The organism is Allostigmatella hybrida, assembly GCF_020103775.1.
GTDB lineage: Bacteria > Myxococcota > Myxococcia > Myxococcales > Myxococcaceae > Hyalangium > Hyalangium aurantiaca.
In genome coordinates, this window is sequence record NZ_JAHXBH010000035.1 from 1 (window position 1) to 20,962 (window position 20,962).

Annotated in this window: 9 protein-coding genes; 3 read left to right on the forward strand and 6 right to left on the reverse strand. The window is 68.6% G+C overall.

Annotated features, from left to right (window positions below; translation table 11 throughout):
- Positions 1 to 67: 67 nt before the first annotated feature.
- From KY661_RS32705 to KY661_RS32715, 3 genes are all read left to right on the forward strand, one after another.
- The gene (locus tag KY661_RS32705) at positions 68 to 1,006 is read left to right on the forward strand and encodes a sensor histidine kinase (protein ID WP_225413938.1); all 939 of its coding nucleotides are present in this window, start codon (positions 68 to 70) and stop codon (positions 1,004 to 1,006) included.
- 267 nt (positions 1,007 to 1,273) lie between these two features.
- Positions 1,274 to 2,071, forward strand: coding sequence for a TolB family protein (locus KY661_RS32710; RefSeq protein WP_225413939.1), 798 nt, complete (start codon positions 1,274 to 1,276; stop codon positions 2,069 to 2,071).
- An 8-nt stretch (positions 2,072 to 2,079) separates the two neighbouring features.
- A complete protein-coding gene (locus KY661_RS32715) occupies positions 2,080 to 2,721 on the forward strand; it encodes a M23 family metallopeptidase (protein WP_075008317.1) in 642 nt (213 codons plus the stop codon).
- A 71-nt stretch (positions 2,722 to 2,792) separates the two neighbouring features.
- Here the strand turns inward: KY661_RS32715 and KY661_RS32720 are convergent, their stop codons facing one another.
- The 6 genes from KY661_RS32720 to KY661_RS32745 are packed head-to-tail and all read right to left on the reverse strand — an operon-like array spanning position 2,793 to position 20,933.
- Positions 2,793 to 6,974 (reverse strand): beta-ketoacyl synthase N-terminal-like domain-containing protein, encoded by a 4,182-nt coding sequence (locus KY661_RS32720; protein WP_225413940.1) that lies wholly within the window; start codon positions 6,972 to 6,974, stop codon positions 2,793 to 2,795.
- A 16-nt stretch (positions 6,975 to 6,990) separates the two neighbouring features.
- Positions 6,991 to 7,842, reverse strand: coding sequence for a leucine-rich repeat domain-containing protein (locus tag KY661_RS32725; protein WP_225413941.1), 852 nt, complete (start codon positions 7,840 to 7,842; stop codon positions 6,991 to 6,993).
- Complete coding sequence (locus KY661_RS32730) at positions 7,833 to 8,747, reverse strand: alpha/beta fold hydrolase (protein WP_075008320.1); 915 nt, start codon at positions 8,745 to 8,747, stop codon at positions 7,833 to 7,835. Before KY661_RS32730 ends, KY661_RS32725 begins: the two co-directional genes overlap by 10 nt.
- A 10-nt stretch (positions 8,748 to 8,757) precedes the next feature.
- Positions 8,758 to 10,173 (reverse strand): coproporphyrinogen-III oxidase family protein, encoded by a 1,416-nt coding sequence (locus KY661_RS32735; protein WP_225413942.1) that lies wholly within the window; start codon positions 10,171 to 10,173, stop codon positions 8,758 to 8,760.
- A complete protein-coding gene (locus KY661_RS32740; RefSeq protein WP_225413943.1) occupies positions 10,170 to 14,261 on the reverse strand; it encodes a type I polyketide synthase in 4,092 nt (1,363 codons plus the stop codon). The genes KY661_RS32735 and KY661_RS32740 overlap by 4 nt, the downstream gene beginning before the upstream one ends.
- On the reverse strand, positions 14,262 to 20,933 hold the full coding sequence (locus tag KY661_RS32745; protein WP_225413944.1) for a type I polyketide synthase: 6,672 nt from the start codon (positions 20,931 to 20,933) through the stop codon (positions 14,262 to 14,264).
- Positions 20,934 to 20,962 lie beyond the last annotated feature (29 nt).

Here is a 20,962-nt window from a genome sequence, read left to right on the forward strand (position 1 = left end):
GATGGACCCTACTTGTTGCATCAGACGGCCCAGTCAACGCTTGTCTGCCTGCTCGCTAAATGAGGGGATGCCTCAGGCGCTGTACCGCACGATGGAGGAACACAGCCGTACCCTGGAGCAACGCGTCGCCGAGCGCACCGAGCAGCTCCACCAGAAGAATGCCGAGCTGCAGCACACGCTGGAGACGGTCAAGACCATGCAGGTGCAGATCATCACCCAGGAAAAGCGTGCCTCGCTGGGCGAACTCACCGCGGGCATCGCGCACGAGTTGAAGAACCCGTTGAACTTCATGAGTAACTTCGCCGAAGGCTCCCTGGAGCTGCTCCAGGAGTTGGCGGAGGACCTGGGCAACGGCACGGGGCTTCCGCCCTCCTGGCGGGACAAGCTCCTGGCTTTGATGAGTGAGCTGACGCAAAACTCCTTCAAGGTGTGCGAGCACGGGCACCGCGCCACGAGCATCATCGACGGAATGCTGAGGCATGCGCGCGCCCCCGCTGGGAAGCCGCACCTGGCCGACATCAATCAACTGGTGGAGGAAGCCGTCCGCTTCATCCAGCACGGCCTGCACTCCCAGACACCGAAGATCGAGGTGGCCATCGATACAGAGCTCGACCCCTCCGTGCCTGCCCTGCCCCTGGCCACCGAGGACATCCGCCGGGTCATCCTCAACTTGCTGGACAACAGCTGCTACGCGGCCCACCACAAGGGGCGGCGGCTCGGGCTGTCCTCACTGCCCCAGGTGAGCGTGTCCACGCGGTGGACGGGAAGCGCGGTGGAGATGCGGATACGCGACAATGGAGAGGGCATTCCCCCAGCCATCCGGGACCGGATCTTCACCCCCTTCTTCACGACCAAGCCGCCAGGGAAAGGCACGGGGCTGGGCCTGTCCATCAGCCACGACATCATCGTCGTCACCCACGGCGGCACGTTGCACGTGGAGTCCGAAGAGGGACAGTACGCGGAGTTCATCCTCACGCTGCCGGGCGAGGCCAGCTTGTCTTCGTGACGCAGGGCTCTTTTCCAAGTGCTTGGTCCTGCTGCTGCGCCACGATCCCGGCCGGCTCGGGCTGGCGCTCAACGCCCAGCTCTGGGCCCATAATTTTCCGATCTCCCAGAAATAATCATTTTCTAAGCAACTCGCACTCGCCTCGCGAGAAAACCATTTCGCCACATTGCACCCGCGTGGTTTCTCCCATCGAGCTGAAACAAAATGAAAAAGCCATTTCTGGCACTGACAGCGCTGCTGGCCACCCAGGCTCTTGCAGCAGACATCATGAACCCGGCGGATCTGCGGCGTGTGACCAAGGCGCGCGAGCGCCTCGTGCCGGCCGTCGCGAAGGAGTTCGGCCCCAAGGCGCGCTTCATCCACCTCTTTGGCCAGGGCCGGGTCATGCTGGCGGGCGTGGTCGCGGAGATTCCGGAGCAGCCGCTGGGCACGGACGAGCTGCCGCTGCTGGCCATTGTCCAGTACGACGAGGTGACGGGCGCCGTCCGCGTGGTGGACCGGGCGTTCAAGTACCGCGAGGCCCGCTCGGTGGGGCAGGACGTGGCGCTGCTGGATGGCGAGGGCAACCTGCGCCTGCGCGAGGCCAACGGCCGTGAGCGGCTGCTGGCCCGGGGCGTGGGCGGGGACCTGTTCCCAACGGCGAAGGGCGACGCGCTGGTGGCCACGCTGCAGACGTCCGCCAGCCACAAGCACGAGACGTCCGTGGGCATCATCGACCTGAAGGGCCAGGTGAAGGTGCTGGCGGACGGGCCCGGTGTCGACGCGACGCCCAGCATCTCCCCGGATGGCAAGACGGTCATCTTCGTCTCCGGCCGCACCACCGTGGCGTCCTTCTACGTCACGGACGTGGACGGCGCGGAGCCCCGGCAGCTCACCAACGTGGGCCTGGAGAACTGGATGCTGTTCGGCGGGCCCCCGAAGGAATTCGTCCCCCCGCCCGTCTCCAGCCACCACATGGAGTGGTTGAGTAACGACGTGCTTCGCTACAACGCCGGCGGCGGCGCGTTCTGGACACTGAACGTGCGCACGGGCGCGGCGGCTCCGGACCTGGGCGGTGACAAGTGATTGGCTCGATGACGAAGATGCTCACCGCAGTGCTGGCGTTCTCGCTGCTGGCCTTCCCGGCGGTCTCCTCCGCGCAAACGATGTTCCGATTCCCCGCGTCGCAGCTGGCGGACCAGTGCGGAAACGGCGGCTGCGTGGTGAGTGCGTACCGGGACTACGGCGGCAGGGACTACGCCTGTGGCGGCGTGCGCTACAGCGGCCACACGGGCATCGACTACGCCCTGGCCGGCGGGTTCAGCAAGATGGACTACGGCGTCTGGGCGATGAACGCCGCCCGGGGCTACGTCGAGTCCACGGTGGACGGGTACTACGACCGGTGCAACTACTGGGACCAGGGCAACCCGTACGCCGCCTGCGGCCTGTACACGGCCAACTACATCATCATGCGGCACCCGGATAACACCCAGACCTGGTACTGGCACCTGAAGGCCTGGACGCAGCAGTACGCCCGGGGCACCACGCTCACCTGCGGCAACTGGATTGCGCGCGTGGGCTCGTCCGGGGCCTCCACGGGGCCGCACCTGCACTTCGAGTACTGGGTCCCCGGCTACGGCTCGGATGACCCATACTCGGGGGCCTGCGGGACGCCGTACACCCGGTGGACGGCGCAGGGCGCGTACCGGGGCCTGCCCGGCATCACCTGCCAGTAGCGCGTCCAGGGCGCGCGAAGCGGCCAGTGCCCGAAGCCCTCAGCCGCTCGCGCGCCCGTCCTTTCCCCGAGTCAAGGCGGAGGTTCTTCGAGAAGAACGTGGACGTTGGTCCCACTGAAGCCGAATGCGCTCACCCCTGCAATGCGCCTCTCGTCTCCGCGCGGTAGCCAAGCCACCGGGGTGTCGGCCACCCGTACAGGGAACTGCTCCCAGGCGATGTGCGGGTTGGGCTTGCGGAAGTGCAGATTCGCCGGGACGGTCCCGTGCTGGAAGACAAGCGCTACCTTGATGAGGCTGGTCACGCCAGCGCACGCCTCGGTATGGCCGATGTTGCCCTTGACCGCGCCCAGGAGCAGCGGCCGCGCGGGGTCGCGGCCCTCGCCCAGCACTTCACCCAGGGCATGGACCTCGATGGGATCGCCCAGGGGCGTGCCTGTCCCGTGCGTCTCGACATAGCCCACCTCAGCGGCCGGGACGCGTGCATGAGCCAGCGCCTGCTGGATCACCGCTCGCTGGGCGCGGCCGTTGGGCGCGGTCAGGCCATTGCTGCGCCCATCATGGTTGCTCGCCGAGCCGCGAATGAGCGCGTAGATGCGATCGCGATCCCTCAGGGCCGCGCCGAGGGGCTTGATGGCCACGACCGCGCAGCCTTCAGAGCGCACGAACCCATCCGCTGAAGCGTCGAAGGGCTTGCAGCGGCCATCCGGGGCCAGCGCATTCATGCGGCCCAGGGCCACGCCCGCGTTGGGCTCAAGGATCAGGTTGACCCCTCCGGCGAGCGCCATGTCGCACTCGCCCGCACGCAAGCTCTGGCATGCCAGGTGGACGGCCGCCAGGGAGGAGGAACAGGCGGTGTCCAGCGCGAGGCTGGGGCCGCTCAGGCCCAGGACATAGGAGATGCGCCCGGCGGCGATGCTGAAGACGTTCCCGATGCTCGAATAGGGAGTGATCCGGCTGAGGTCGTCCGAGTAAAGGGCCCGCGCCCCGTAATCGGAGAAGGACATGCCCATGAAGACACCGGTGCGGCTCCCCCGCAGGCTCAGGGGTGGCAAGCCGCCATCCTCCAGCGCCTCCCAGCTCACCTCGAGCAGCAAGCGCTGCTGCGGATCCATCCCTTGCGCTTCGCGGGACGAGATCCCGAAAAAGGCCGCATCGAAGCCGTCAATGCCTTCCAGGAAACCACCCCAGCGGGGCACGACCAGCCCGGGCGTGTGACCCGCGCGTGCCTGAACCTCGTTCGCACGCCATCGATCCGCGGGCACTTCGCGGATGGCATCCACGCCATTCGACAGGAGCTCCCAGAACGCCGAGGGCGATGACGCGCCACCTGGCAGGCGGCACCCGATGCCGATGATGGCCATGGGCTCATCGCGAGCAAGGGAGGGCCGGAGCCGGGGGGCGCGGTCCCTGGGCAACGTGCTGGAGCCCTCTCGGGAAGGGATGCGCAACTCACGCAGCACCCCCTCGGCGAGCTCTTCGATGGTCGGGTGCTCCCAGATAAACGTCACCGGAAGCGAGATGCCGCACATGGCCGCGAGGCGCTTCTTCAGCAGGACGGTGCTCAGGGAGTCCATCCCCAGGGTGCGCAGGGGCTCTCGCCGCGGCAGCGACGCGCTGTCGCGCCGGAGCAGCGCCGCGAGTTCGCCGCGGATCCGCTCCTCAAGGAGTGCCCGCTGCTCTTCGAGGGGAAGAGAGGCCTGGAGCACCTCGAGCACGCCGCCCGGCGCCGGTTCCGCGGGTGCACCGGCCGGCTGGACCTGGAGCTCGCTGTCACGCAGGTCGACGACGATCGCCCCCACGTGCGTACCGGCTTCCACGTAGCGAAGGGCCTCGCCTACTTCCGAGGCAGGGAAGGTCCGATCGAGCCGCGGCCGGTAGACACCCTCCTCCGCGAGTTCTGCCACCTCGCGCAGCAAGGCGCTGACGAGCTGCGGGCGGCTGGACATCATTCCGTGCAGATCCACCAGGGTGAAGCTGAGCCCACGCAGGAAGGGCCTGAGCCCAAGCGTGTCGTCCGCCCGGGCGTCGCGCGTGTCCAGCTCGATGAATCGTCCCCCAGGACGCAGGAGTTCCAGGTTCGCGGGGTGGAACGCTCCCCCTGGAGCGTTCAGGAGCACGTCGACTCCCTCGCCGCCCGTGTGCTGGCGCACCTCGTCAGCGAAGGCCGGCGAGCGGGGAGCCATCGCGCGCGAGGCACCAAGGGCGCGCAGGTGCTCGCGCGTGGCCTCACTGCCTGCCGTGGCAAACACCTCCGCCCCGCGGTGCCGAGCAGCTTGCAGCGCGGCCAGCCCCACTCCGTCACTGGCCGCGTGGATGAGCAGCCGCTCTCCCCTCTGAAGCCCGGCCGCGTGCACCAGCGCGTAGTGAGCGAGCACGTGAGGTGAAGGAAGCGCCGCGGCCTCCTCCACCGTCAGGGTCCTCGGCTTGGGTACGGCCAGCAGCTCGGGGACACACACATGACTGGCGAGGCAACCAGGGAAGACGGTGATGACCTCGTCCCCCTCCTTGAAGCAGGTGACGCCTTCGCCGATGGCAATGACCCGGCCACAACACCCGCTGCCAGGCCCAGCGCCCCGCAGGACGTCTTGCAAGCCGAGGCCTGCCGCGAGGATCTGGAGCCGGATCTCTCCCGGTCCCGGCTCCTGAGGCTTGGCGCGCCTCCATGCCATGCTCTCGAACCCGCGCGAACCGTCACTTTCGAGAACGAAACACCCTGCTCCCGGCCCCGCGCCCCCCAGGAGCTCGTCCTTGAGGACCTTCCCCAAGGGGCTGCGCGGCAGCGCCTCGCGGAAGTCGAAGAGGCGCGGCACCTCATAGGCGGCCAACCGTCCCTGGCAGTGCCGCACGAGCGAGACCTCGTCGCAGCCCTCCCCCGCCACGATCACTGCCTTGACCACCTGGCCGAGCCCCGGCGCGTGGACCCCGAGGACGACGGCCTCACGCACCAGGGGATGATCGAGCAGCACGGCCTCGACGTTCTTGGGGTCAACCTTGTAGCCACCGGTGTCAATGAAGGTCTGCTTACGCCCGACGATGCGCAGGATGCCCTCCGGGCTCAGGCAGCCCAGATCGCCGGTGCGGTAGTGGCCACCCGAGAACGCCGCGAGGGTCGCCTCGGGCTTGCCGTCGTAGCCATCGGGCGGCAGGACTGGGCTCGACACCAGGACGGCCCCCACCGCGCCCGGGGGAAGTTCCTGGCCCTGCTCGTCCACGATCGAGACCTTGACGTTGTCGAGGCAGGCGCCCACCACATCGGGACGGAAGCTGCTGCCCATGACGAGATTCGCAGCGATCGAGCCCGTCTCCGTCGAGCCGTAGAGCTGACGGATGGGGACGCCAAAACGTTCGAGGAAGCGCTGGTAGACCTCCAGGGGCAGCCGGTTGCCCGAGTTGAGGCTCCACCGGAGCGCAGGCAGGGTGGATGGCAGTCCGGGCTCACGCGGAAGCTGCGCCAGGGCCTCATACTGGTGGGCGACGGCCGCGAGCACGCGCACCCCCTCGCGCTCGATCAATGCCAGGGCCTCCTTGCACCGGGCGGCGAAGGGCAGCTCCACCTGCTCGCCACCCTCACTTCGGGGAGCCAGAAGGACCAGGGTGGCGCCAGCGCCCACGGCGGCAAGCAGCCCATTGCCCAGACCATAGGAGTGATACAGCGGCACGAGGCACCCGACCGTGTCCTCAGGCCCCAGCGAGGCCGCGCGCACGAAGTTCATGGCCTCGTAATGGAGGTTCTCCTGGGTGCGGCAGATGCGCTTCTTGTAGCCCTCCGAGCCCGACGTATAGAGGTAGAGGGCCCGGCCACCGTACTGCCTTCGAGAGGGCTCGCCCGAGGTGTCCAGGCTGGCGCCGCCGTCGGGGAGGGCGAGGTCCGAGACGGCGCACACGGCCGCCTCCAGCCCGCAGCGAGTGAGGGCCTGCCGACACCGCTCCGCCTGGGACTGCGTGGTCACGACGAGGCGCGGCCGGGCATCGGAGAAGTAGCGGACGAGGCCATCATTAGCGAGCTGGGGGCTCAGCGGCAGGATCACGCACCCACGCTTGGCCGCGGCGAAGAACGCCACGACGAACATGGGGTTGTTGTCCAGGACCAGGGACACGCAGTCCGAGCGCTCAAGGCCTGCAGTGGCGAGCTCGGCGGCAAAGCCCTCGACGCCACGCAGCAGCCGGCCGTAGCTGATGCGCGTGGCGCCATAGACGAGCGCCGTGCTGCTGGGCGCCGCACGTGCCGCGCGGTGGAGGAGTTCGTAGAGCATGGGTGAAGTCGGTTCGTCAGCGAATCAGGCCTTCCTGGATGCCCTGAGGACCGGTCCCGACGCCTCCGAGCCCTGTCAGCGCCGCAGCGAGCCGCTTCTCCTGCTCGGCGCTGATCACCGTTCCCCGAATCGAGAGGGTGCGCAGGCCAGTGAACGTCGCGAGCGTGTTGACGCACGCGTCGGTCACCCGCGTGTAGCCCAGGTACAGCCGCTCGAGGACGGGCGCCAGGGGCGCGAGCGCGGCCACCCCGGCGTCCCCTACTCCAGTCTCCTGAAGGCTCAGTGCCCGGAGGCTCTTCAGGCCGGTCAGCCGGGCCAGCCCCGCGTCGGTGATCCGGGTCCCGCGCAGATCCAGGGTCTTCAGCGACGGCGCCGAGGCCAGCCGGGCCAAGCCGGCATCGCTCACCTCGGTCCAGCCCAGGTGCAGCGTCTCGAGCGAGGGCAGCCCGGCGATCACCTCGATCGCGCGATCGGTGATGGCCGTGCCCGCCAGGTTGAGCGAGCCGAGTGATGTGAGCTTGCCGAGTGAGGCGGCCCCGGCATCCGTGATGCGGGTGTTGAACAGGTCGAGGATCTTGAGGTGGGGGGCGGCCTGAAGGTGGGCAAAGGCCTCGTCATCGAGCTGCCGGCACCCCGCCAGGGACAAGCCTGGAATGCCCTTGGCCGAACTCTCGGTGACGAGCTCCTTCAGGAACCACGCTGGCATGCGGGGATCGGGATGGCTGGCATACCAGGGGGCATCCGCGGGGATGGAAACAGGCTTGCGCGCCCCGGACTCGTCCTCCTCCAGGGTGTAGCCGAGCGGCTTGTCAATGCCCCAGAAGATCTGCTCGTAGACGCGAAGGGCCAGCTCGGAACTCAGGTCCATTTCGGTGACCTCATGAAGTTGGAAGCGAAGAGGGCAGCCTGCTGGGCGAACTCCTCTGGCCGCTCCTGGGGCCAGAAGTGCGAGGCCCCTTTGCAGGTGTGATGACGGGCGCCTGGGATGACACGGGCGGCGATCTCGGCCATGGCCCCGTAGACCGGGTTGCTCTCGTCGGCCGAGGTGACGAGCACCGGGCACTTCACGTCGAGCAGGCGCTCGAACTCGCGGCCCGGGTAGCGGTTCTCCATGGTCTGGAAGATGGGGACCAGCATCTCGGCCTCGGCGGCGGGCAGGCAGCAGGACTCGACCCCCCCGCCCTCGACGTCGCGATAGCCGTATTCGAGCTGGGCCCGCAGCAGCTCCGGATGCCAGCGCTGGAGTGGCGAGCGCTTGCGCAGCATCTCAAGCGCGGCGTCACGGCTGGAATAGCGGCTCAGGCGGTACTGGGTGCGGTTGATGAGCCCCTGGCACAACTCCGACACGGTGGGATCCGGATCGCGCTTGGCCCGTGGATCCTGGACGGTGGGCTCCACGGCGAGGATGCCCGCGAAGGCCTCCGGCCGAATGCCCGCGGTCAGGAGCATGTCCGTGGCCCCCGAGCTGTGGCTGATGCCATAGGCGCCGCGCACGCCGAGGGTGTCGAGGAAGAGGCTCAGATCACGGCTGAAGACCTCGAAGGCGCAGCCGCGCTCGTCCACCGGAGCGCTGCGCCCGTGGCCGCGGCGATCCAGGGCGTAGACGGTGTAGTCACGCGCGAGCTCGCGCGCCAGGAGCATCCACGAGGCGCCCACGAAGCCCAGCCCATGCGTGAGCACCACGGCCGGACGCCCCTCCTGGGGCTCGTTCCAGCGGAGGTAGTGAATCCTCGTCCCGTCACTGGCAATGAAGTGGGAGGAAGGCTCGAGCATCGGTGGCTCCTCAGGTACCGGACAAGGCCGCGGGCCGCGCCGAGGCACGGAGCGAGCTGCTCAGCTCGGCGATGCGCTCGCGCGAGAGCAGCGTCTGGATCATGGGCGTGTAGAACACCCCATCCCCCACCAGGCGCAGTTTCCTGCCCTCGAGTGCGACGAAGCCGCGCTCGGTCAGGGCCTGCCAGGAGCCAGCGTACTCGTCCATGAGCTCGACCCCGAACGCCCGCTGATAGGCATCGAGATCCACCTCCAGTCCCTGCAGGTTCCGGAAGAGCTGGGACAGGCGGTAGTCGACCTCCTGGTGGGTGAACCCATGTTCGAGCGGGATCCGTCCCTCGTCGATGGCCTTGTAGTAGTCCTTGATCGAGGTGTGCTGCCGGTAGGTCCAGGCTTCCCGGCCTCCCGCCCCCGTGAACTGGGACACGCCCGCGTAGCCCCAGCCGAAGATGTCCGTGGCGCGGAAGTCGCGTTCGCATTCCTCGTAGAGGCGCTGCTCCGGGGCGTCGATCTTCTCCCAGTCATAGGGAGTGAGTTGGACGTAGCCGCAGCTCTTCAGGAAGTCCCGCGAGACCCGGTACATCTCCAGATTCTCGGCCACCGAGGGCAGCTCGTGACGCCGGTTCAAGGCGAAGTCGGTCGGTCCGCCGACGTTGAGCTCATAGTGGGTGATGTGGTGGATCCCGGTGCTCACCAGCAACTCCAGGTCCTTCATCATGGTGGACACGGTCTGGCGCGGCCATCCGAAGATGAGGTCCACGTTGCAGGGCAGCCCGAGTTCCTGGCACCACTCAATGGTCTGAAGGGTGTGCTTGACGGTCTGCTTGCGTCCGCTGAGCGCGTTCAGCTCGTCATTCATCTGCTGCACGCCCATGCTCACGCGGTTCATCCCGCTCTCTTTGATCTTCTGCAGCTTCTCGCGCGTGAAGAGCTGAGGGATCCCCTCGAGGGTGATGGAGACGCCGGCCGGCAGCGTGAAGTGCTCCCGCACCAGGTCCATGAGCTGGGGGTACCTGTCGGCGCGGTAGAGGTTGGAGGTGCCGCCGCCGAAGTAGATGTTGACGACCCGATCCTTCTCGAACAGGCCCCGGTACAACTCTCCCTCGCGCCGCAAGTAGGAGAAGTACGTGTCCAGGTCGTTGTTGCCGGTGTAGACCTCGACGGGGAACAGGCAGTAGCCGCACCGGTCCGGATCCGTGCGAATGCAGTAGGGAACGGCGACGTACAGGGCCAGGTCATGGCTTTCCTGCGCCGCCTTGCGCGCTTCGAGCCGCTCGCGCACCGGAATATCGGTCTCCTGCCACATCCGCGGCGACGGGAAGGCGTGGAGAACCTTGTTCACCTGGCGGACGTTCAGGTTGCGTTCGATGAAGTCGCGCGCGGCCTCGGCTGAGGAGCGCGCGGGCCTGCCCACGGACGGGCTCATGACTGCCCCCTTTCGAAGGAGCCGTTGCCGAACGTCTGGGTGAGCAGATGGGCCGCCAGGGATTCGGTGCTCTCGTAATCAATGACCAGGTTCTTCGGAAGCTCGCAGCGGAGGTTCTTCTGGAGCCGGTACTGGAGCTCCACGGAGCCCAGGGAGCTCATGCCCAGCTCGAAGTACATGAGCCCACCGGAGATCTCGCTGCTCTCGACCCCCATGATGTCGGCGACCTGGTTGGCGAGGAAGGTGACCATCAGGTCCCAGCGCTTCACGGGTGAGGCCTCGGAGAGCTGGTGCAGGATGTCGGCGCCGTCCTGCCGCTCCGAGGCCGCCTCGCGCATGCGTGAGCGCTCCACGCCCTGCATGCGCAGGCCTACGATCTCAAGCGCGGGCGAGCCATCGGCGGCAAACACCGAAAGCGCCGCGCTGTACTCCAGGCCCTTGCCGAGGCTGACCTCCACGCGGGCCGACGCCTCGTTGCCCAGAGGTTGGCGCAGGCGCACCCGCTCGATCGCCACGGGCAGGTAGGCCATCTTGACAGCATTGCCCGCGGCGAACCGCGTGGTCAGTGCGGCGCCGATGGCCTGAAAGCAGCCATCGAGCAGCGCCGGGTGGGCCACGTGACGGGCGCTCACCGGTGACGCACCGGGGCTCTCTTCCGCAGGCAGGGCCACACGCGCCATGGCAACGCCAGAGCCGTGGGGTCCTTTCCGAAGCGTGGTGATGGACCGGAAGGCACCTGTGTAGCCCATGCCACGCTCGGTGAGGAGCCGGTAGAAGTCCGCCGGGGCGAGCTCGCTCTCCCCTTCCAGCTTGACCTCGACGCTGCCGGTCCCCTCGAGCGACGGCGAAGGCTGGGCCTGGCCCGACGTGTCACACCGGGCCTCGCCGCGCGCGTGGAGGAGCCAGGGCAGGCGCTGCTCCTCCTCGCCATCGTCCAGGAAGGGCTGGCTGTGGATCTCGAAACGGAACCGCTCCTCGCCGTTCTCGCGAGACACAGGCGTGAGCAGCAGTTGAACCCTGCGCTGGCTGTCCTCGGGCAAGATCAGGGCTCGCTCGATGAGCACGTTCTCAAGCTCGCACGGAAACGCACCCACCACGGCGCGCAGCGCGGCCAGGGCCATCTCCGCATACCCTGTCGCCGGAAACACCGTGAGGCCGTAGATGCGGTGGCCCGACAGGTAGGCAGGCGACTCGGAGCTCAGGAGTCCTTCGAACTGCGCGCCAGCCAGGGGCGACTGCAGGCGCCGGCCGAGCAGCGGGTGGCCCTTGGCCCGCTTGGGGGCTTTCTTTGACTGCGAGTTCGAAGGCACGAGCCAGTGGCGCTTGCGCTCGAAGGGATAGGTGGGCAGGAGCGCCTTCTTGGCCAAGCGGCGCTCATGGAAGCCCGCCCAGTTCAGCTCAACCCCGTGGGCATACAGTGCAGCGGCGCTCTCCACCATGCGCCGCGTGTCATCCCCGTCCCGAGTGAGCGACCACAACCAGGGCTGCTCTTCACCCTCTGCCGAGGGGCTGGTCAGCGACGCGCGCGCCAGGGGGGTGAGCGTGGGATGAGGCCCAATCTCCAGGAAGGTGGACACGCCCAGCTCCGCCATCGCTCTCATCCCCTGCTCGAACAGCACCGGCTCTCTCACGTGCTTGCGCCAGTACGCCGCGTCCGGGGCCTGCCCCGCCTGAAACGCCTGCCCCGTCACATTCGAGATCAGCTTGCAGCGCGCTGGCCTCGCCACCACCGGGCGCGCCACTCGCTCGAACTCCTCCAGCATCGGCTCCATCTGCGCCGAGTGGAACGCGTGCGACACCGTCAGGGCCTGCCCCTTGTATCCCTCCCTCTCCAGCCTCCCCACCACCTCCTGCACCGCCTGCTTCTCTCCCGACACCACCGTGCTTCTCGGCCCATTCTGCGCCGCGATGGACACCTGCCCTCCTCCGGCCGCCTCCATCGCCTCTCGCACCTTCTCCACTGGCGCCTGCACCGACACCATGCTCCCCCTCAGGGGCAGCGCCTGCATCAACCGGCCTCTCGCCGCCACCAGCGCCAACGCGTCCTTCAGCTCCAGCACTCCCGCCACACACGCCGCCGCGAACTCCCCCACGCTGTGGCCCACCACCGCGGATGGCCTCACCCCCCAGCTTTCCCACAGCCGGCTCAGCGCGTACTGCACGCTGAAGAGCGCGGGCTGCGCGTACTGCGTCTCGTGGATCGTCCGCTCCTCGGGCCCCGCGAACATCACTTCCAGCAGCCCCTTGGGCAGCTGCCCTTTCAGCCCCTGCGCGCACGCCTCCAGCGCCTCTCGGAACACCGGCTCCTGCTCGTACAGCCCTCTTCCCATCCCCGCGTACTGCGAGCCCTGTCCCGTGAACAGGAAGCCCACCTTGGGCTGCATCCGAGGCCGTACGTTGCCTCGCAGGAGGTTCTTGTCCTCGCGGCCGTGACGCATGGCATCGAGCGCGGCTTCGAGTTCGCGGCGCGAAGAGGCCACCACCGCCGCGCGATGCTCGAAGTGGTGACGCCCCGTCGCCGCCGTGAACGCCTGGTCCGCCAACTCATCGCCCAGAGACTCTCGCATGTACCGGGACCAACGGCCCGCCAGCTCCGTGAGCGCCGGGCGCGTACGTGCCGACAGGGGCACGATCTGCACCGGGCGCAAGGGCAGCGGAGGAGCTGGGGGCTCGGTGGGACTCGCCCCCTCCCCCGGGCTCGCGCCATCACCCGCCTCCGCGCCTTCCGTGGCCTCCGACGCTTCCTCCTCGCTCACGGACTCCACGAGCACGTGGGCATTGGTGCCACTGAAGCCGAAGGAACTCACCCCTCCAACGCGCCTGGAGCCGTGTGTACGCCACGGGCGCCGCTCGGTGGGGACCTGCAGCGGCAAGGAGCCAAGGTCGATGTTGGGATTGGTCCGCTGCAGGTGAAGGTGCGGGAAGATCTCTGCGTCGCGGACCATGAGCACCAGCTTGATGAGCCCGGCAATACCGGCCGCGGCCTCCAGGTGTCCCACGTTGGTCTTGGCCGAACTCACCACGACGCGATTGGCCGCCGCTTCCCGTTCGCGGAAGACCGCTCCCAGCGCCAGAAGCTCCTGAGGATCCCCCAGGGCCGTGCCCGTCCCGTGGACCTCGACACAATCGATATCCCCAGGGCCGTATCCGCCCATCTTCCACGCGCGCTGCACCACTTCCCGCTGCGCCAGCCCGTTGGGCGCGGTGAAACCCTGGCTCCGGCCGTCGTGGTTCACCGCCGAGCCCGTGATGAGGGCATGGATGACATCGCGATCCCGCCGCGCATCCGACAGCCGCTTGAGGACCACCATGCCGCTGCCCTCGCTCCGGCCATATCCATCGGCCCGGGCATCGAAGGTCTTGCAGCGGCCATCCGGCGCCATCATGCCGGCCTGGGAGAACCCCATGAAGCCATAGGGAGCAATGAGCGCATTCACCCCCCCTGCCAGGGCACAATCCACCTCCCGCGCGCGCAGGCTCTGGCAGGCATTGTGGACCGCCACCAGCGAACCGGAGCACGCCGTGTCGATGGCCTCGCAGGGGCCCTTGAGATCAAAGAAGTACGACACCCTGCCCACGGAGGCGCTGTGGGACAGGCCGGTGTTGGTATAGCCATCCGGCGAGTGGATATCGGTCAGTTCCAGGTAGTCGAAGGTCGCGATGCCCACGTACACGCCGGTCTGGCTTCCCGACAACACCGCGGGGGGCATACCGGCCGATTCGAAGGCCTCCCACGCCAGTTCGAGCAGCAGGCGGTGCTGGGGATCCATGGCCTCGACCTCGCGAGGCGTGAGGCGAAAGAACCCAGCGTCGAAACGATCAATGTCCTGGATGAAGCCACCATGCCGGGTGGAGATCGCGCCAGGAGTGCCCGCCACCGGGCTGTAATAGGCGTCGAGGTCAAAACGCTCCGGGGGGATCTCCTTGCGGACCTCCATCCCGTCGGAGAACAGCCGCCGGTAGGCCTCCAGGTGAGGCGCGTTCGGGAAGCGGCAGCTCATGCCGACGACGGCGATGGGCTCGGTGGCGTGGCGCTGCAGCTTGCGGGCAAAGCGGCTGGCCAGCGCGCTCTTTCGTCGGATGGTCACCTATTCCTCCCCTTCGAGCAGGTTCGTCAGGAGCCGCTGCTGTTCCGCATCGGACAAGCTCTCGATCGCAGCGAGGATCGCAGCCACCTTGTCTCCGCTCGCGGACAGGTCCAGGGCCGCGGTGGGCACCGCGGCCTTCGGAGCGGCGGACGGCTCGGCGGGCGTCTTCAGGACCTCGGCCCGAACGTAGCCGGCCAGAGCCCGGATACTCGGGTAGTCGAAGAGGAGCGTCGCGGGCAAGGTCACCCCAAGGAGCGCGCCGAGCCGGTTGCGCAGCTCCACCGCCATGAGTGAGTCCAGGCCCAACCGGTCGAGCGGCTCGGCGGGATCGATGTAGAGGTCTTCGTCCAGATCGAGCACCCGGCGGATCTCGGCGGTGAACACCTCCTCCACCTGCTCCGGCGAGACAACCTGCGCGGCCCTGGCTGGCTGCGAGGCCACGGCCCGCTCTCTCACCTGTGCCAAGTGAGCCAGGAGCGGAGGCGCGTTCTGCGCGGCTCCTCCCAGGTAGCGGTTCCAATCGACCAGCATGACCCCCGCCTGTGCGATCCGGCCCGCGAGCAGGGCCTCCAGGGCCGCGATCCCCTCGTCCGGGCCGATGGCGTCGATGCCGCGGGCCTCGAGTGGGGCCAGGCGGCGGGCGGAATCTGCGGCGGCCATACCGACCTCGCGCCAGATGCTCCAGTTGATGCTCAGGCCGGGCAGCCCCATGCCCCGGCGGTAGTGCATCAGGGCATCCAGGAAGGCGTTGGCCGCAGCGTAGTTGCCCTGCCCTGGGTTGCCCACCATGGACGTCATGGACGAGAACCCGGCGAAGAAGTCGAGCGTCCGGCGGCGCGTGAGCCGGTGCAGGTGCCAGGCACCGAGCATCTTGGGCGCCATCACCCGAGCCATACTGTCCTGGCTCAGCCGGGCCAGGGTGCTGTCTTCCACGAAGCCTGCGGCATGCACGATGCCGCGCAGCCGCCTGGGGCGGCCCGGCGCGTGTCCGCTGCCGGGGTGATCGATCGAGTCGATGATCCGCTCCACGTCCCCGGCTTGCGCGACATCCCCCAGGGCCACGACGACGCGCCCTTCGCTGGGCGCCAGTGCCTCCAGCTCGCGCAGGCGGGCCTGAGCCTCGCCGGAGGGAGGGCGGCGGCTCACCAGCACGACCTGACCGGCGCCCTGCTCCAGGAGCCAGCGCGCCACGCGCAGGCCGAGCCCTCCGAGGCCTCCCGTCACCAGGTAGGCACCGTCGGCGGAGATGGCGACCTGGGAGCTCGCGCTCCCGGTGCGGCCCTCATCGAACGTCAGGACCAGCTTGCCGATGTGCCGGCCCTGGGCCATGTAGCGGAACGCGCTCCGGGCTTCTTCGATGGGATAGGCCTCGTGCGGCAGGGGCCGCAGCTTGCCCACCTCGATTCCGTGGAGGATGTCATCGAACATCTCCCGCCACAGCGAGTCCTCGAGCGCACACACCTCGCCGATGTCGAAGGGGTGGTAGCGCACGCCCGCGGGCACTTGCTCCGGGCGGAGGAGGTCGACCTTGCCAATCTCGATGAAGCGCCCGCCAGGCCCGAGCAACGACATGCTCCGCGTGACGAACTCGCCGGCCAGGGAGTTGAGCACCACGTCCACGCCGCGGCCCTTCGTCAGGGTACGGATCTCCTCGGCGAAAGCCAGCGAGCGCGAGTCGAGGACGTGCTCGACGCCCAGGGAGCGCAGGAGATCGCGCTTCCGGGGGCTGCCCGCTGTCGTAAAGATCTCGGCACCGGCGCGCTGGGCAAGCTGGATCGCAGCCAAGCCGACGCCACCAGCGCCCGCGTGGATCAGGACCCGCTCCCCCGGCTTCAAGGCGCCCAAGCGCAGCAACCCATAGGCTGCGGTGAGGTAAGCCACGGGCAGCGTCACCACCTCGGCGAAGTCGAGCGAGGCGGGCTTGCGCGCCACGAAGCGGGCATCGGCGAGCACGAAGCGGCGAAAGGCGCCCCGGGTCAGGCCGACCACGACCTCATCCCCCACCGCGAGGCCCTGGACCCCATCGCCCAGCGCGGAGATGCGGCCAGCGCACTCGCCTCCGAGGGGCTCCGGCCCCCCGGGATAGGTGCCCATCGCATTCATGACATCGCGGAAGTTGAGGCCGGCGGCGGCGACCTCGACCTCGACCTGCCCCCGGCCTGGCTTCGGCCGCGGCGCTGGGCCGAGGATGAGTTCCTCCAGGATGCCAGGCCGCCGGCTCTCGAGCGCGAACGACTCTCCCGGAGGCCGCGACAAGCGATCCTCGGCCTCGGTGCCGAGCTTGCGCAGGCGCGAGAGGCGAGCTCCGTACCGCTGATCACCGCGCAAGGCCACCTGCGGCTCACCCTCTCCGCTTTCGAGTTCTGCCGCCAGGGCCTCCACGATGCCCGTGAGTTCCCCAGCGCCTTCAGTCCCCTGGACGCCCCCGATATCCTGCAGCTCGGAGCGTCCATCGAGATCGATCAAGCGGCAGCGGAACTCGGGATGCTCCAAAGTGATGATCCGCCCCAGACCCCACAGCGAGGCCTGGGTGGCGGCCACGCAGTCGCCATCGCGCACGGGCCAAGCGCCCCGGGTCACCAGGTGCAGGGCGGGAGGAGCACCACGGGCGCGGCTGAGAGACTGCACGAGGTGAAGCGCGCTGACACATGTCCGCTGCTGGTCTGAGAGCAGCAGTTCCTCCGAGGTCTCGCGAAGGGCGTGGTCATCCAGCGCCCACATGTGGATCACACCCCGCAGCGGGCCCTGCTCGTTGACGGTCGCCACGAGCCGATCGAAGTCCTCGGGGCTCGTGGGATCGATCCACGCGTCGATCCTCTGTGCAGCCCCCGCGCTCGGCGTCCCCTCGGCACCCTGGGTCCTCCCGGCGGGCGCGGCAGCGGCCTTCACGCAGCGGTGCCCACGGCGCGTGAGGACATCGGCGACCGCATGCGCCACCCCACCCTCATCCGCCAAGACCAGCCAGGTCCCAGGCCCCTCGTTGGCGGGCTTCGTCTCAGCGCCCTGCTCACCCGCCAGCTTCTTCCAGCCGAGTTCATAGAACCAGTCGCGAACCTCGCTCTTGGCCATGCGGCGCAGAGCGCTCGGATCGACGCGCTGGAGCTTGAGCCCGCGCAGCGAGGCCACGGGGCGGCCCTGCGTGTCAGCGAGTTGGAGGTCCGCCGAGATCACTCCCCCTGTGCCCTTATCCGAGACGGTCACGTGGCAGAGCACGCCGGTGGCACTCTGCGAGAAGCCGAGCTCGTCCACTCCCACCGGCAGGTAGGTGTCCTGGGAGAGCGCGTTGGAGCCCGCCAGGGAGCGCCGCGCCGCAGCGACGACCTGAAGACAGGCGTCCAGCATCGCCGGGTGAAGGAGGTAGGCCCCTGCCTCCTCGCTGAGCTCCCTCGGCAGGCGCACCGTGGCCAAGGCCTCGCCCGGTGCCGAGGCCGAGGTCCAGGCCTCCACCACGCCCTGGAAGCCAGGGCCGTACTGGAGCCCCTCGGCGGCCAGCTCCTGGTATTGCGCCGCCACGTCCACCGCGCCGGTCAGCCGCTGCTTCCACGTGCTCACGTCACCCTGGACGTGCTGGGCCGGCTCGAACATGGCTTCGCCACGAGCGTGCAGGAGCCAGCCTCCCTCTTCGTCCGGACGGGTGCCCTGGCTGTGGATCTCGAACGACAGCCGGCCCGCAGCCAGCGGAGTCACGAGCACCTGCACCTGGCACCGGCTGCCCTCGGGAAGCACCAGGGCGCGTTCGAAGCTGAGGTTCTTCAGCGTGCAAGGGCCCTCACCGTGGATCGCGCGCACGGCGGCGAGCGCCAGCTCCACGTAGCCCGTCGCTGGGAAGAGGGTCATCCCATGGACGCGGTGGTCACTCAGGAAGGCAGGCTCCTCCGCGCTGAGTTCCGCGTAGAAGGGAATGACCGCCAGCGCAGAGGGTAGACGCCTCCCAAGGAGTGGGTGCAGGAGCGCGCCACCTGCCTCGCTGCCCCGGCCACTGGATTCGGCCGGTATCCAATAGCGCTTGTGTTCGAAGGGATAGGTCGGCAGGGCGATCTTGCGGCCGCCTCGGTGATGGAAGAAGCCCTCCCAGTCGAGATCGACTCCCCGAGCGTAGAGCGCGGCAGCGCTGGCAAGGAGATGGGCGGGCTCATCGCGGCCCTGCCGCAAGGACGAGAGCCAGGCCTGCGTGCCGTCACCGCTGTCCAGGAACGCGCGAGACAAGGTGGTGAGCGTGGGATGAGGCCCGATCTCCAGGAAGGTGGACACGCCCAGTTCCGCCATCGCTCTCATCCCCTGCTCGAACAGCACCGGCTCTCTCACGTGCTTGCGCCAGTACGCCGCGTCCGGGGCCTGCCCCGCCTGAAACGCCTGCCCCGTCACATTCGAGATCAGCTTGCAGCGCGCTGGCCTCGCCACCACCGGGCGCGCCACTCGCTCGAACTCCTCCAGCATCGGCTCCATCTGCGCCGAGTGGAACGCGTGCGACACCGTCAGGGCCTGCCCCTTGTATCCCTCCCTCTCCAGCCTCCCCACCACCTCCTGCACCGCCTGCTTCTCTCCCGACACCACCGTGCTTCTCGGCCCATTCTGCGCCGCGATGGACACCTGCCCTCCTCCGGCCGCCTCCATCGCCTCTCGCACCTTCTCCACTGGCGCCTGCACCGACACCATGCTCCCCCTCAGGGGCAGCGCCTGCATCAACCGGCCTCTCGCCGCCACCAGCGCCAACGCGTCCTTCAGCTCCAGCACTCCCGCCACACACGCCGCCGCGAACTCCCCCACGCTGTGGCCCACCACCGCGGATGGCCTCACCCCCCAGCTTTCCCACAGCCGGCTCAGCGCGTACTGCACGCTGAAGAGCGCGGGCTGCGCGTACTGCGTCTCGTGGATCGTCCGCTCCTCGGGCCCCGCGAACATCACTTCCAGCAGCCCCTTGGGCAGCTGCCCTTTCAGCCCCTGCGCGCACGCCTCCAGCGCCTCTCGGAACACCGGCTCCTGCTCGTACAGCCCTCTTCCCATCCCCGCGTACTGCGAGCCCTGTCCCGTGAACAGGAAGCCCACGCGCGGCGGCTCATCGGACGTACGCGTTCCGCGGACGAGCACTTCCGCCGTATCACGCCGGGCCAACCGGGCAAGGGTCTCGGCGGCCTGCTCACGGCTCTCCAGGATCAGCGCCGCGCGGTGCTCAAAGTGCGTCCGGCCCGCGGCTGCGGTGAAGCTGAGGTCGGCGAGGCCGACAGAGGGACGCTCACGCAGGTGCCGCTCATAGCGGCGAGCCAGCTCGGCAAGCGCGGTGTCGCTCTTGGCCGACAGGCAGAGCAGATGCCGTGAGTGAGAGGAAGGAGGGGACGCCATGAGGTCCTCTGGCGAATCTTCAAGGATGGCTTGGGCGTTGGTGCCCGCAAAGCCGAAGCTGCTGACACTGACCATGTGGGCCCCTTGAGGTGGCTTCTGCCAGGGCACGCGCTCGGTGAGGAGCGCCGAGCCGGAGCCAGCCAGCTCGAGGCGGGGATTGACGCAATCCACGTGGAGGTTGGGAGCGAGTTCCGCGCGCTCGATCGAGAGCACGGCCTTGATGAGGCTGGCCATTCCGGCCGCGGCCTCGAGGTGGCCGAGGTTGGACTTCACGGCGCCCACCCGCAGGAGTTGGGTGCGCTCTCCTCCGAGGACTTCCCGCAGGGCGCCGAACTCGACCGGGTCGCCCACCGGGGTGCCCGTGCCATGGGCTTCGACGTAGGTGATGTCCTCGGGCTGCAGATGGGCTTTGGCGAGGACATCGCGCAGCAGGGCGGCCTGAGCCTCGCTGCTGGGCGCGATCAGCGTGCTGCTGTGGCCATCGTGGTTGAGCGCGGTGGCACGCACCACGGCCCGGGCTCGCCCACGCGCTGCACCGGGCCACTGCCCGATGACCAGCATGCCGCAGCCCTCGGCCCGGGCAAAGCCATCCGCAGCCGCGGAGAAGGTCTTGCAGCGTCCGTCTGGCGACAACGCACCGATGTCGCACAACATCTTGTGGACGGCGGGGAAACAGATGCTGTTCACCCCGCCCACCAGGGCCAGGTCGCACTCGCCTCGCCGCAAGCTCTCGCAGGCCATGTGCAGGGCCACCATCGACGACGAGCACGCGGTGTCCACGGAGAGGGCAGGCCCTCGGAGATCCAGGTAGTGCGCAATCCGGCCAGCCGCCACGGACGCCAAGGCGCCGACGCCCCCGAACCCCAGGGCCGCGCCATGGGTGAAGAGATACTCTCCTCCCGACGCGCCGACAAAAACCCCCGTGCGCGAGCCCGCCAGGCTGCCGGGGGGAATGCCCGCGTCCTCCAGCGCCTCCCACGCGACCTCGAGCAGCAGGCGCTGCTGCGGATCCATGTTGCGCGCCTCGGAGCCGCTGATCCCGAAGAAACGCGCGTCGAAGTCGAAGAGCCGCGGCACGAAGCCACCCCGGCGGGTGTACATCTTTCCCGGCTGCCGCTCTGGCGAGTAGTAGCGGCCAGCGTCCCAGCGATCCGCGGGGATCTCGATCGTGGCGTCGCGCCCATCGTGGATCAGCCGCCAGAAGGACTCGGGATCATCCGCGCCTCCAGGGAACCGGCACCCCATGCCCAGGATGGCAATCACGGGCGCTGCAACGGAGGTGTCCGAGGAGGACTTCGTGAAGGCAGGACGGTTTGCAGTCGATACGCGCATGGGCGGATGTGGCCACTTCGTCGTACGAG

What these genes read in the sequence shown, in the direction of transcription:
- KY661_RS32730 (WP_075008320.1), bottom strand. Translation starts at nt 8,747, where the DNA reads ATGCTCGAGCCTTCCTCCCACTTCATTGCCAGTGACGGGACGAGGATT.
- KY661_RS32715 (WP_075008317.1), top strand. Translation starts at nt 2,080, where the DNA reads ATGACGAAGATGCTCACCGCAGTGCTGGCGTTCTCGCTGCTGGCCTTC.
- KY661_RS32710 (WP_225413939.1), top strand. Translation starts at nt 1,274, where the DNA reads ATGAACCCGGCGGATCTGCGGCGTGTGACCAAGGCGCGCGAGCGCCTC.
- KY661_RS32705 (WP_225413938.1), top strand. Translation starts at nt 68, where the DNA reads ATGCCTCAGGCGCTGTACCGCACGATGGAGGAACACAGCCGTACCCTG.
- KY661_RS32720 (WP_225413940.1), bottom strand. Translation starts at nt 6,974, where the DNA reads ATGCTCTACGAACTCCTCCACCGCGCGGCACGTGCGGCGCCCAGCAGC.
- KY661_RS32735 (WP_225413942.1), bottom strand. Translation starts at nt 10,173, where the DNA reads ATGAGCCCGTCCGTGGGCAGGCCCGCGCGCTCCTCAGCCGAGGCCGCG.
- KY661_RS32745 (WP_225413944.1), bottom strand. Translation starts at nt 20,933, where the DNA reads ATGCGCGTATCGACTGCAAACCGTCCTGCCTTCACGAAGTCCTCCTCG.
- KY661_RS32725 (WP_225413941.1), bottom strand. Translation starts at nt 7,842, where the DNA reads ATGGACCTGAGTTCCGAGCTGGCCCTTCGCGTCTACGAGCAGATCTTC.